This window comes from Acinetobacter sp. YH16052, assembly GCF_013417155.1.
Classification (GTDB): domain Bacteria; phylum Pseudomonadota; class Gammaproteobacteria; order Pseudomonadales; family Moraxellaceae; genus Acinetobacter.
This window is the reverse complement of record NZ_VPEO01000015.1, coordinates 39,275-51,905: the sequence shown is the minus strand read 5'-3', so window position 1 is coordinate 51,905 and position 12,631 is coordinate 39,275. Positions and strand designations below refer to the sequence as shown.

General features: G+C 40.1%; 12 protein-coding genes. All 12 read left to right on the top strand.

Annotation, left to right across the window (positions count from 1 at the left end):
- Nucleotide 1: 1 nt before the first annotated feature.
- The 12 genes from panC (at nt 2) to yibB (ending at nt 12,626) form a co-directional block, all read left to right on the top strand.
- Nucleotides 2–850, top strand: a complete 849-nt coding sequence (gene panC, locus FTV42_RS11255; RefSeq protein ID WP_004278336.1) for a pantoate--beta-alanine ligase — start codon at nt 2–4, stop codon at nt 848–850.
- Nucleotides 851–868: 18 nt separating this feature from the next.
- Complete coding sequence (gene rapZ / locus FTV42_RS11250) at nt 869–1,720, top strand: RNase adapter RapZ (protein ID WP_004278335.1); 852 nt, start codon at nt 869–871, stop codon at nt 1,718–1,720.
- Nucleotides 1,717–1,986 (top strand): HPr family phosphocarrier protein, encoded by a 270-nt coding sequence (locus tag FTV42_RS11245; RefSeq protein WP_034438008.1) that lies wholly within the window; start codon nt 1,717–1,719, stop codon nt 1,984–1,986. Before rapZ ends, FTV42_RS11245 begins: the two co-directional genes overlap by 4 nt.
- A 2-nt stretch (nt 1,987–1,988) precedes the next feature.
- Nucleotides 1,989–2,522, top strand: a complete 534-nt coding sequence (gene yjgA / locus FTV42_RS11240; RefSeq protein ID WP_004278333.1) for a ribosome biogenesis factor YjgA — start codon at nt 1,989–1,991, stop codon at nt 2,520–2,522.
- Nucleotides 2,523–3,235: 713 nt separating this feature from the next.
- The gene (locus tag FTV42_RS11235) at nt 3,236–4,504 is read left to right on the top strand and encodes a sensor histidine kinase KdpD (protein WP_180038799.1); all 1,269 of its coding nucleotides are present in this window, start codon (nt 3,236–3,238) and stop codon (nt 4,502–4,504) included.
- 85 nt (nt 4,505–4,589) lie between these two features.
- Entirely contained in the window at nt 4,590–7,340 is a 2,751-nt protein-coding gene (gene glnE / locus FTV42_RS11230; protein WP_180038798.1) for a bifunctional [glutamate--ammonia ligase]-adenylyl-L-tyrosine phosphorylase/[glutamate--ammonia-ligase] adenylyltransferase, read from the top strand.
- 24 nt (nt 7,341–7,364) lie between these two features.
- Complete coding sequence (locus tag FTV42_RS11225) at nt 7,365–8,291, top strand: branched-chain amino acid transaminase (RefSeq protein WP_004278329.1); 927 nt, start codon at nt 7,365–7,367, stop codon at nt 8,289–8,291.
- A 128-nt stretch (nt 8,292–8,419) separates the two neighbouring features.
- Nucleotides 8,420–9,142: a hypothetical protein gene (locus FTV42_RS11220; protein WP_004647484.1), complete on the top strand. Its 723-nt coding sequence runs from the start codon at nt 8,420–8,422 to the stop codon at nt 9,140–9,142.
- Nucleotides 9,143–9,183: 41 nt separating this feature from the next.
- Nucleotides 9,184–10,155 carry a Stealth CR1 domain-containing protein gene (locus FTV42_RS11215; RefSeq protein WP_180038797.1) on the top strand — a complete coding sequence of 324 codons (972 nt, stop codon included), beginning with the start codon at nt 9,184–9,186 and terminating at the stop codon, nt 10,153–10,155.
- 9 nt (nt 10,156–10,164) lie between these two features.
- On the top strand, nt 10,165–10,929 hold the full coding sequence (locus FTV42_RS11210; RefSeq protein ID WP_180038796.1) for a glycosyltransferase family 25 protein: 765 nt from the start codon (nt 10,165–10,167) through the stop codon (nt 10,927–10,929).
- Nucleotides 10,930–10,938: 9 nt separating this feature from the next.
- The gene (locus tag FTV42_RS11205; RefSeq protein WP_180038795.1) at nt 10,939–11,709 is read left to right on the top strand and encodes a glycosyltransferase family 25 protein; all 771 of its coding nucleotides are present in this window, start codon (nt 10,939–10,941) and stop codon (nt 11,707–11,709) included.
- Nucleotides 11,710–11,765: 56 nt separating this feature from the next.
- A complete protein-coding gene (yibB, locus tag FTV42_RS11200) occupies nt 11,766–12,626 on the top strand; it encodes a protein YibB (protein WP_180038794.1) in 861 nt (286 codons plus the stop codon).
- The last annotated feature ends 5 nt before the right edge of the window (nt 12,627–12,631 follow it).

The window sequence follows — 12,631 nt, the reverse complement described above, 5'->3', positions numbered from 1 at the left end:
GATGAAAACAGAAACCACCATTCAGGGCTTAGCGGCATCATTAAATCCGGCGCGTACCAATCGCAAGATTATCGGTTTTGTGCCGACTATGGGCAATCTGCATCAGGGACATTTAAATCTGGTGCGTGAAGCGCGTAAGTTGTGTGATGTAGTGGTGGTCAGTATCTTTGTCAATCCAATCCAGTTTGGACCCAATGAAGATTTTGACAGCTATCCGCGCACGCTTGAGCAGGACCAGCAGCTTTTGGCAGAAGTTGGTTGTGACATCGTGTTTGCGCCGACGGTTGAGCAAATGTATGGTAAAAAACCTCGTCTGACCAATATTAGTGTTTCTGACATTACCAATGATTTATGCGGTTTGCAGCGTCCTGGCCATTTTGATGGCGTGGCGGTGGTAGTCACTAAATTGTTTAATATCGTACAGCCGAATTACGCCTTCTTTGGCCAGAAAGATTATCAGCAATTGGCGGTGATTCGTCAGTTTGTACAAGACCTGAATATTCCACTGGAAGTGATTGGTGTGCCGATTGCCCGTGCAGAAGATGGCCTGGCTTTAAGTTCGCGCAATGGTTATTTAAGCGAAGAGCATCGTGCAATCGCACCGGTCATTTATCAAAGCTTGCAAAAAGCTGAACAGCAATTACATGCAGGCGTGGAGCTGGATACGGTATTGGCGGAGATTCGCCAGACTTTAACCGATGCCGGGTTTGTGGTGGATTATGTTGAAGTCCGCACTCCAGAATTACAAAAAATTCATACGTTTAATCAAGATCTTGTGTTATTTATAGCAGCAAAGCTGGGGAATACACGTCTGATCGATAACCTGCAGGTTAAATACACTGCCGGCTAAGATGAAAGGGTAGCATGCATGAAGCGCATTTTAATTGTCACAGGACAATCTGGTTCGGGTAAATCATCTGCATTACAGGTGCTTGAAGATCTGGGTTATTACTGTATTGATAATCTGCCTTTGGCATTGCTTCCCGAAATCGTGGCAAAACTGGACAGTGAAAATAATCTGGAACAGCTGGCACTGGGCGTCGATGTGCGCAGTACCCGGGCAGATTTACAAGAATTTGATCATGTATTTGAGCAGCTGCAACAGCATGGTTCGGTCGATATTATCTATCTGACCACGCAGGATCAGGAGCTGATTGCCCGCTTTAGTGCTTCGCGTCGGCCGCATCCTCTGGCGTCACGCTTTAAAAGTCTGAATCAATGCATTCAGGAAGAAAAAATCCTGTTGATGCCGATTCAGTTGCGTTCTACAGTTCATATCGATACTACCGATAAAAGCGTACATGACCTGAAACATACCTTATTGTCCAAGCTCGGACAGGCCGATAACCTGATCCTGATTCTGCAATCCTTTGGTTATAAGCATGGCATTCCACTGGATGCCGATTATGTCTTTGATGTCCGGCATTTGCCAAATCCGCATTGGGAACTGGAACTGCGCAAATTTTCAGGGCTAGATCAGCCGGTGCAGGCGTTTTTACAAAAGAGCGATCAGGTCGAGGACATGTTCAATGATCTGTATCATTTTCTGGACAAGTGGTTGCCGACCTTTGCCGAAGGGCATCGTCATTATATGACCGTGTCGATTGGCTGTACCGGTGGTCAGCATCGTTCTGTTTATATTGTGGATAGACTAAAAAAAGCCCTTGAGGCAAAATGGTCTATTCAAGTCCTCCATCGAGAAATGAAGCACTGGTCATGATTGATACGACAGTTGACGTAATTAATAAACTGGGTTTACATGCACGCGCATCTGGTAAACTGATAGAAGTTACCACCAAATTTCGTTCCAGTATCCAGATTGGCAAAGCGGATAAACTGGTAGATGCAAAAAATATCATGTCCTTGCTGATGCTCGGTGCGGGCAAAGGAACAACTTTACGCTTGGTGATTGAAGGAGCAGACGAGGACAAAGCCTTATCTGAAATTCAGGCACTATTTGCAGCAAAATTTTATGAGGCAGATTAATCGTGGCACGTCGACCGAACAGTTTAACTGAAGAAGATTTTGATTCTTTAGAGGGACGCGCAAGTAAGACCGAACAGAAAAAAGCAGTCCAGCGTATGGCTGCTTTGGGTGCGCAGCTTGCAGAGCTGAGCGCTAAACAAATTAAAAACCTACCCGTAGATGAGCGTTTGATTGACGCCTTGCTTGATGTGCAGGCAATTAGTTCACATGAAGCACGTCGTCGTCAATTTTCACGGATTGGTAAATTATTACGTAATGAAAATGAAACGGTGATTTTGTCTTATTTAACACCCAAACAAGGTCTTAAAAAGACAGCTCAATTACAGCGTTGGGTGGATCGAATTGTTAAAGATGGTGATCCAGCCATCAATGAATTTACCAAAACCTATAATGCGACAGAGCGTCATACCTTACGTCAACATTATCTTCGGGTACATCGTGATTTAAAGAATCAAGCACCTGAAGAAGAAGTGAACGCTTCTAAATTAAAGCTGTTTAACTATGTACAGCAAGTGGCCTTGATTTCTGACAATTAAGCAGCCCTGTAAAAAGGCGGTCTTTTTAGGCCGCTTTTTTATAGCTGTTTTGAACCGATTGGTTTGACTTGGACATGCATAGTCTATAAGTGTTCTATCTTAATATTACTATTTCAGCTTCTAAAACTACATTGATGATAAAAAATACAAAATTTCTGCAATTAATTTGTTAATGAATGTAAAATCTTTACAATTCTCAGTGGCTTTTTTGGCTTATTTTTAATCAGAATCCTGATATTTAGATATTTCGTAGACTGGAATTGTTAAGATATTTTTAAAAAATTAAAAAATAATTCTGAGTGTTATTAAATAGATGAAGCCTGATATAAAATTTATTTTTAATCATAAGGTCAAGCTATATAATTGAAAAATCATTAGCTTTTACTCTAAATAGAGTAAAAAGCGATGGTGGGTATTTTTTATTCAGTACTGTGTTACAGTAAATACAAATAAAGATACTTATTTTAGGTGAGATATATTAATTTCAAATACTTATGTAGATTTTTTTCGAATAGTAAATTTTCAAGTTATTCTTAATCAATTAAATATCAGTGCTTTGCGGTTAAGAATGTATCTGGATAGAAACAGGTTAACAAATCCTTTAACCTAGAGGTGAGTTTTCATCGTTAAGTAAATATAGAATCTTTGTTATTGATTGTATGAATTTGGTCGGCAGTGTTTTCTATATTCCATAAACATTCAGAGAGGCAAACATGGAACTAAAACTGCTAGAGGTCGGTCAGAATACGGAGCAATTAAGCTCGTGCCGTATATCTCTCATTTTAGGTGTCTATACCTCCAACAACCTATTAGACACCTTTTGTAAGATCGCCCGTAAACTTTTAAACGTTAAAACCAGTATTATCGGCTTCCACACGGAACCCTATATCTGGTACAGCTGTCCGCGCGGTTTTCGGGCCTTGCACGCCCCGCAGAACGTGAATCTGCCTGCGTATCTGCAACAGTCAGATGTCATTGACCAGATGCATCCTGCTTATACAGAACTGTCAAATTATGTGAAAGATCTCGGTGTAGCGCATCAGAGATTAGTCGCCTTTAATTTAAAATCAAGTAGCGGTGTGTCTTTTGGACAGGTCATTTTCTTTGATGATCAGACTGAAGGGTTTGATCAGGATGATATTGCCACTATTAAACAATTTGCTGAAAGTTTAGTGATTCGAATTCAGCTCAATCAAGAACATACTGAACTGAAAGAATTATATGAACAGCAATGCGCACTCAACTTCAGTAAAACCAAATTTTTCCAGATTATTGCGCATGACTTGCGTGCACCATTTCATGGTTTACTGGGCTTTTCCGAAGTGCTAGCGCAGGAGCGTGACACTCTGGACGAATCCAGTATCCAGAGCATCGCGGATTATTTATATGATAATGCACAATCGACCTATAACCTGCTGGAAAGCCTGCTGACTTGGGCGATGGCAGAGGGTGGACGCTTTGTTTATCATCCGATTAATTATGAATTGAAACAATCCAGTAATATTGTGTGCCGTGTGCTGAAAAGTCTGGCCTTAAATAAAAAAATTGAACTGGTTGATAATATTCCTGAAGACATCAAGGTACATGCGGATATCAACATGATTACCTCTGTCTTGCAGAACCTGGTGTCGAATGCGCTTAAATTCACCCCGGTGAATCAAGGCGGTAAAGTGATTTTAGCTGCAGAGATGGAAGGCGAGCAGGTCAAGATTACGATTCAGGATACTGGCCTGGGCATGACCGAAGAACAGATGCAGAATCTGTTTAAACCGACTTTGGGTGTGAGTGTCAGAGGCACAGCTGAAGAGAAAGGGGTAGGTTTGGGTCTGGTACTCTGCAAGCGCTTTATTGACCTGAACCATGGTCAAATTGCTGTAGATTCCAAAGAGGGTCGGGGTACGACCTTTACCGTGCATTTACCGATGGTCACCAATGATCATCAGGCACTGGTGCTTGAAGATGTACATATCGAGCAATCTTAAAAGGTAAATTTCAAACTAAAACATTCCCACTGAGACAAAACTCCTGCTATAACTAAGCAGAATGTTTCAGGGGAAGAGTTGAGTGATGAATGCGGCACAATTGCAGAAAACCTTAAGAGCCAGCCAATATGCCGAACAGGTATTGGCCAATCACCAGAGTCTACTGGAACAGGATTATGCAATTGACCAGTTTCAAGGCTCACTCAGTCGGGAATATATTGATCAGCTGGTGCAGCACTGCATCCTAAATATAAGCGATGAAGCAACGTGGATGCGCGCAATGCGTATTTTGCGGGCTCGATTGATGTTTCGTTGGATCTGGCAGGATGCCAATCAACTCACCGATGTCATTACCCTCACCCAAGAACTCTCCGATTTTGCCGATGCCTGCATCTGTGCAGCGAAAAATTTTGCCCGTATTCCGGTCGCTGCCAAGTATGGTCAGCCGATTGGTTATAATGGAAAAGTTCAGGATCTGATTGTCATCGCCATGGGGAAACTCGGCGCCCAAGAACTCAATCTTTCCAGTGATATTGACCTGATTTTTGCCTTCGACGAACAGGGTGAAAGCGATGGGCGTAAATGTATTGATGTGCAGCAGTTTTGCATCCTGTGGGGACAAAAACTGATTCATTTGCTGGATCAGATCACGGCGGATGGTTTTGTATTCCGGGTGGATATGCGCCTGCGTCCCTGGGGCGATGGTTCGGCACTGGCCATTAGCCATGCGGCCTTGGAAAAATATCTGAGCCAGCATGGGCGTGAATGGGAGCGTTATGCCTGGATTAAAGCACGGATTGTCAATCCAAGCCTGGAAGGCGATGAGCTGCTGGAGATGACTCGTCCATTTGTATTCCGCAAGTACGTCGATTACAGCGCTTTTGAAGCCATGCGCGAAATGAAAGCCATGATCGAGCGTGAAGTACAACGCCGGAATATAGAAGATGATATCAAGCTCGGAGCCGGTGGCATTCGCGAAGTCGAATTTATCGTGCAGGTCTTTCAGTTGATTTATGGCGGGGCCAAACTTGAATTGCAGGATCGGCAATGTCTGGTGAATCTGAATCATCTGGATGATGCCGAGTTGCTGGATGAACAGGCGGTACAGGATCTGGAAGATGCCTATTTGTTCCTGCGTCGGGTCGAACACGCGATTCAGGCACTGAATGATCAGCAAACGCAATCACTACCGACAGAGCCAGAGTTAAGGGCGCGTATAACGGACACGCTTGGTTTTGCTGATTGGGACAGCTTTATGGCATATCTCAATGAGAAACGTGACAAGGTGATGTATCAGTTTGATCATTTAATTAAGGAAAATGGTCCAGATACCTTGGTTGAAAGTTTTTCACAGCTGGAAAAGAAACTCAAAGAGGTGTTGGATGAGAATGCGAAAAATCTCGTTTATGAGTTTTGGAATGGGCATGCCTTAAAAAAATTACCGGCAAAGGCGGTACAACGTTTAAAAACCTTTTGGCCGCATTTAATTGAAGCCGTTTTACAGTCAAATGATCCTCAGGTGGCGTTGGTACGCTTAATGCCCCTAGTTGAATCAGTGATGCGCCGTACGGTATATCTGGTGATGTTAATTGAGAGTAAAGGGGCGTTGCAGCGACTGGTGAAGATGGCCACGGTCAGCCCCTGGATTTGTGAAGAACTGACCCATTATCCGGTGCTACTGGATGAATTCCTGTCGATGGATTTTGAATTGCCAAAACGTCAGGATCTGGAAGATTCCTTGCGCCAGCAACTTTTACGGATTGAAATTGATCAGGTCGAAGACCAGATGCGGGTCTTGCGCCTGTTTAAAAAGTCCAATGTCCTGGCTGTTGCCGCCAGTGATGTGCTGGCAGAAAGCCCGCTGATGAAAGTTTCCGATGCTTTGACCGATATTGCTGAAGTATCGGTGAATGCAGCGCTGCATCTGGCTTATCAGATTGTTGCGAAAAAGCATGGTTTTCCACTGGATGCTGAAGGGCAGCGCTGTTCAGTTGAGCATACGGCTTTTGCAGTCATTGGTTATGGTAAAGTCGGTGGAATTGAACTGGGTTATGGTTCGGATCTGGATCTGGTGTTTATTCACTACATGGGTGAACAGGCCGATACAGATGGACTCAAGCCGATCAGTGGCTTTGAGTTTGCCATGCGCGTGGCACAAAAATTCATGTCACTGATGACCACGCAAACTCTGGATGGACGTGTATATGAGGTCGATACCCGCTTGCGTCCATCGGGCGAAGCTGGGCTTTTAGTGACCAGTTTAAAAGCCTTTGAACAATATCAGTTCAAGAGCGCCTGGTTATGGGAGCATCAGGCCTTGGTGCGAGCCCGTCCAATTGCGGGTGAAATGAGCTTGCGGAAAAAGTTTGAAGTCTTGCGCCGGGATATTTTGATTCAACCCCGTGATGAAAATTATGTGCGGGCAGAAGTACTGAAAATGCGTCAGAAAATGAAGGAGCATCTGGGTTCTTCCGCCGATCAAAAAAAAGATGGTATTTTTCATTTAAAACAAGATGCAGGTGGTATCGTAGACATCGAATTTATGGCACAGTATGCGGTGTTGGCTTGGAGTGGGACGAATAAAGATCTCGCCCATTTCTCCGACAATGTACGAATTCTTGAGGATGCCGCAAAATCAGGTTGCTTATCCAGCAACGATGCGACTGCTCTGATTCAAGCTTATCTCCGTGAACGCGCCGAGAGCCATCGCTTAGCCCTTGCAAATCAATCCATGCAAGTGTCTGCAAGCGACTGGCACGATACCCGAATGACCGTTTGCAAGTTATGGCAAAGACTGATTGATCCAAGTGCAGACTTTGCACTGGATAGTGAATAATTGTGAGAAATTGGAGTTTGTGGCATGAATTTGGCTGATCGTGATGGTTTCATTTGGCAAGATGGACAACTAGTTGACTGGCGTGAGGCAAAAACTCACGTATTAACACATACTTTGCATTACAGCATGGGCGTGTTCGAAGGTGTCCGTGCTTATGAAACCCCGAATGGAACGGCTATTTTTCGTCTAAAAGAACATACGAAGCGCTTGTTGAATTCTGCAAAAATTTATCAAATGAAAGTTCCATTTGATCAAGCAGCATTAGAACAGGCTCAAATTGATGTTGTTCGTGAAAACAAATTAGCGTCTTGCTATTTACGTCCAATTATTTTTATTGGTTCTGAAAAACTCGGTATCGCTGCAACTGACAATACCATTCATGCCGTAGTTGCGGCATGGAGCTGGGGTGCTTACCTCGGTGAAGAGGCGATGGCGAAGGGAATTCGCGTAAAAACGTCTTCATTTACCCACCATCATCCGAACGTGACCATGTGTAAGGCTAAAGCATCAGGTAACTACACCTTGTCGATTCTTGCGCATCAGGAAGTGGCGCATTCAGGTTATGATGAAGCAATGCTGCTCGACCCACAAGGCTATGTATGCCAAGGTTCAGGCGAAAACGTATTCCTGGTGCGTGATGGCGTGATTCATACGCCTGATATCGCAGGTGGTGCGTTGGATGGTATTACTCGCCAAACCATTATTACCATTGCTAAAGACCTGGGTTATGACGTAATTGAACGCCGTATTACCCGTGATGAGTTCTACATCGCAGATGAAGCATTCTTTACCGGTACTGCTGCAGAAGTAACACCAATCCGTGAATATGATGACCGTCAAATTGGTGAAGGTGTACGTGGTCCAATTACCACTCAAATCCAGAAAGCATACTTTGATGCGGTTCAGGGCAAAGACCCGAAATATGCACACTGGTTAACGTATGTGAAGTAATTCAGAATTTACTGATTGAAAAAACCTCTCATTTGAGAGGTTTTTTTTAACGGATGTACTTATTCTGCTGAACTTATGTCATCATATTCAGCATCAAGAAGATTTTAAGATGAGCTTAGGCATACGCAATGAGTAACATCGTTATTTGTATGAAATGGGGAACCAAATACGGTTCGGAATACGTCAATCGTTTATACAATATGGTTAAACGACATACGACAGTCGACTTTAAAATGGTCTGTCTGACGGATCGTACTGAAGGCATTGATCCTGCAGTACAATGTTTCCCTATTCCACCTTTGGCATTGCCTGAAGGTGCGCCTGAGCGTGGCTGGAACAAGCTATCTACTTTTGAGCCTGATCTGTATGGTTTGGAAGGCAATGCATTATTTCTCGATCTTGATGTAGTGATTGTCGATAATATCGATGAGTTCTTTACCTATCCGGGCGACTTTCTGATTATCCATGACTGGAAACGGCCGTGGCGTATTACCGGTAACAGTTCGGTTTACCGGTTTAAACTGGGTGCTTTCCCAGGTCTGTTACCTTATTTCCGTGAAAACTTTGATGAAATCCGTAAAAAATTCCGTAATGAGCAAGCCTATTTGTCTTGGTACGTAGACCGTGAAGGTAAACAGACATACTGGCCAGAAAGCTGGTGCAAGAGCTATAAATATCATTGCCTGCAAAAAATCCCGATGGCTTACTTTAAGCCACCTGTGAAGCCTGAAGGGGCCAAAATCATTGTGTTTCATGGGGAGATTAATCCACCTGATGCAGTCAATGGTGGGGGTGGTAAATGGTATCGTTATGTGTTGCCATCGCAGTGGATTAAGGATGCGTGGCAGTAAGTTATAGGGTTTATTCAAGCTAATTGTTGATTAGAAGTATTATGGAAAAAATAGATTTTGTTATTGCATGGGTCGATGGCAATGATGTAAAGCATCGACTTAAAAGGCAACAGTTTCAATCTACTAATATCGTAAAAGGTTCAGCAGAAGAAACTCGATTTGCTAGTAATGATGAAATCTATTTTTCAATTGCTTCAATTCTTAAATATGTTCCCTATTTTGGAACAATTTATATTATTACGGATGAACAGCAGCCTGCACATATTCATGATTTTTTCGAACAGGGATTATGTGCTCCTGAGCAGATAAAAATAATTGATCATAGAACAATATTTGCTGGTCATGAGCAATACTTGCCTACATTTAATTCTTTAAGTATTGAAACCATGCTTTGGAATATTCCAGGGTTATCAAAGTATTTTATTTATTTGAATGATGATTTCTTTTTTAATGTCTCATCTGAATTAGATGATTTTTTAGTTGGTGACCAGATAAAAGTCTATGGACATTGGGAAAATAACTCCTTAATTAAAGCAAAATTTAATCTACGTAAAGGTCTTAATAAATATTTTGGTAAACCTTTACAGCCTAAATATACAATTGCTCAAATGCTTAGTGCTGAATTATGTGGATTTAATAAATATTATGAAATTCATCATCGTCCCCATATATTGGATCGTGATGTACTACAAAATTATTTTCAAAAATACCCTACAACATTAGCTGAACAGATTAGGTATCGTTTTAGAAGTGCTTTTCAATTTTTACCAGTAGGGCTGAATAACCATTTAAAAATTCGAGAAGAAAAAACAATCTTGTGTAATGATATAAATATTGCTTACTTAAAAAATGAAGCTTCAGTATCTACATTTTTATCAGACCTGAATAATCCAGCTGTTAAATTCGGTTGTATTCAGAGTTTAGATCAATTTGATCCAAAAGAAGCAGAAAAGGTATCTTTTGCTTTAATTGCTAAATTTAAAAACTATTTACCTCTATCTATTCAGCATTAAGAGTTAATCATGAAAGTTGTAACTTATTTAATTAATTTAGACGGAAGTGATGAGCGTCTAGCTGCAGCAACTCAGCAGCTTAATAGTGTGGGCTGGAGGTTTGAACGTTTTGCTGCTTATGATGGTCGGGGTAAAGCACTCTCTGAATTCATAAATTATAATGACTATCAAACTAATAAGGTATTAGGTCGTAGTTTAATGAATTCCGAGTTAGGTTGTTATTTAAGTCATTATGGATGTGCTGAAAAATTTTTAGCCACTGATGCAGATTATTTAGTGGTTCTGGAAGATGACCTTAAAATTAATAGTGACTTTAAGATTAAAATTGACAGCATCATTGAATATTTGCACCAACATCAAGATTTAAACTGGTATCTTATTAATATTGCTGCAAAAAAGAAAAAACTTGCAAAAGATATTACGCAAATAGGGGATATAAGTCTATGGCATGCTTTTTATTTCCCAATTCGTGGCTTAGGATTAATCTGGTCGCGGCAGGGAGCACAGGCTTTTGTTGAGGCAGGCAAAACTATAAATATGCCGGTTGATATCTTCTTCCAGTCTTGGTTAAGTCAAAATGGCAAAGGTTTAGGGATTTGGCCACCACTAGTGAAGCCAGCAGGGGTCGATAGTGATATTTTGGGAACGGTTGCTACTCAGGGGATTTCTCGCAAAGCACTTGAAAATAGAAGCCGCTCCTATGGATTTAAAAAACAAAAGCGCATGTGGTGTGATCGTTATTATGCGATCAAGCACTTGATTAGTTCAAAGTAAGTAAATTCTATGAAAAATATTGTAATTAGCCTGAAGACGGCAAAAGCACGCCGTGAACATATTGAAAAAGAATTTGGTAAACAGAATATTGGTTTTGAATTTTTTGATGCTCTGACCCCTGATTTAGCAAAGCCACTTGCAGAGAAAATGCAATTAAATGTTGAGGATGAATACTTAACAGGTGGGGAGTTGGCTTGCTTTATGAGTCATGTATCAGTTTGGAACAAAATGGTCGATGAGCAGCTTCCATATGTTGCAATATTTGAAGATGATATCTTTTTAGGTGAAAGAGCATTTGAAATCTTTAATTCATCTTCGTGGATTCAAGAAGAGTGGCATATTATCAAAACGGAAGCATTTTCTGAAAAGGTTTTATTAGCTAAAGAAGTCTACAGAATCAACGATACAAACCGTCAGATTGCTCGTTTAACTGGAAAAAATTTAGGAACAGCGGGTTATATATTATCACTTAAGGGTGCTATGGCTTATCTAAATTATATTAAACAATCATCTTTGAGTCCTTTAGATGAAATGATGTTTAGAGATTTTATTCATGCTAAGCACTGTGATATTTATCAAATGTCACCTGCCAGTTGTATACAGGAAATGATGTTATATCCAGAGAAAAAAACTGTTCTGTCGAGTAATTTAATTGATGAACGTAAAGCAAGAATGAAGAAATATAAGAAGAAAGGTTGGGCAAAGGTGTTAAAGGAAATTACACGTATTTTTAGTCAAATTAAACATGCTCTATTTGCAAGTAATATAAAATTTTACTAATTTAAGATGAATTGTACTATTTTTTAAATATTTTCCTATATTGAAGGCAAAGTTACATGATAGATAAAGCAGAGATTACAATTGTTAGTGCATTCTTTGATATAGGGCGAGGAAATTGGAGTAAAGAACAAGGTCATCCTGGCTATTTACAACGTTCTTGTGAAAAATATATAGACTACTTTTCTAATTTAGCAAAATTAGAAAATGATATGATCATTTTTACTTCCTCAGAATTTTCTGAAAAAATAAAAAAAATAAGAGGAAATAAGAATACTATTATTATTGAAATGAATATTGATGATAAATTTTCAAAGTGTAAAGATCAAATTAGAGTTATACAGAATAGTAGTAAATTTAAGAATACTGTTGATCAATCTCAGTTAAAAAACCCTGAGTATTGGTCACCAGAGTATGTATTGGTAACTAATTTAAAAACATATTTTGTGAAAAAAGCCATAAAAGAAAATCTTGTAAAAACTAATTTAGTAGCATGGGTAGATTTTGGGTATTGTAGAAATAAAGAGACATTGAATGGAATTAGGAAATGGAGATATCCATTTTTAGAAGATAAGATTAATTTTTTTACTATTAATAAAAATTTTGATATTAGTAAGGATTTAGTAATTAAATCAATGTTGAAAAATGAAGTTTTTATTATTGGTGGTGCAATCGTAAGTTCGAAAAAGAAATGGCTTCAATTTTCTGAAATAGTACTCCATTGTCAAAAGAAAATACTACTTGATGGAATGGTAGATGATGATCAAGGTGTCTTTATGATGGCATTTCTGGAAAGTAAAGAAAATATAAAATTAAATTATTTAGGAAAAAATCAGTGGTTTAGTTTATTTAAAATGTTTGATGAAACAACTAAGCTAAATTTTTTAGATAAATTTAAAATGTTATTGCGTTTATACTAGTAAGT

Bases quoted from the DNA above. Each gene is read 5' to 3' on its own strand.
- FTV42_RS11215 (WP_180038797.1), top strand. From the start codon at position 9,184: ATGGAAAAAATAGATTTTGTTATTGCATGGGTCGATGGCAATGATGTA.
- yibB (WP_180038794.1), top strand. From the start codon at position 11,766: ATGATAGATAAAGCAGAGATTACAATTGTTAGTGCATTCTTTGATATA.
- FTV42_RS11210 (WP_180038796.1), top strand. From the start codon at position 10,165: ATGAAAGTTGTAACTTATTTAATTAATTTAGACGGAAGTGATGAGCGT.
- panC (WP_004278336.1), top strand. From the start codon at position 2: ATGAAAACAGAAACCACCATTCAGGGCTTAGCGGCATCATTAAATCCG.
- FTV42_RS11225 (WP_004278329.1), top strand. From the start codon at position 7,365: ATGAATTTGGCTGATCGTGATGGTTTCATTTGGCAAGATGGACAACTA.
- FTV42_RS11235 (WP_180038799.1), top strand. From the start codon at position 3,236: ATGGAACTAAAACTGCTAGAGGTCGGTCAGAATACGGAGCAATTAAGC.
- glnE (WP_180038798.1), top strand. From the start codon at position 4,590: ATGAATGCGGCACAATTGCAGAAAACCTTAAGAGCCAGCCAATATGCC.
- FTV42_RS11205 (WP_180038795.1), top strand. From the start codon at position 10,939: ATGAAAAATATTGTAATTAGCCTGAAGACGGCAAAAGCACGCCGTGAA.
- rapZ (WP_004278335.1), top strand. From the start codon at position 869: ATGAAGCGCATTTTAATTGTCACAGGACAATCTGGTTCGGGTAAATCA.
- FTV42_RS11220 (WP_004647484.1), top strand. From the start codon at position 8,420: ATGAGTAACATCGTTATTTGTATGAAATGGGGAACCAAATACGGTTCG.
- FTV42_RS11245 (WP_034438008.1), top strand. From the start codon at position 1,717: ATGATTGATACGACAGTTGACGTAATTAATAAACTGGGTTTACATGCA.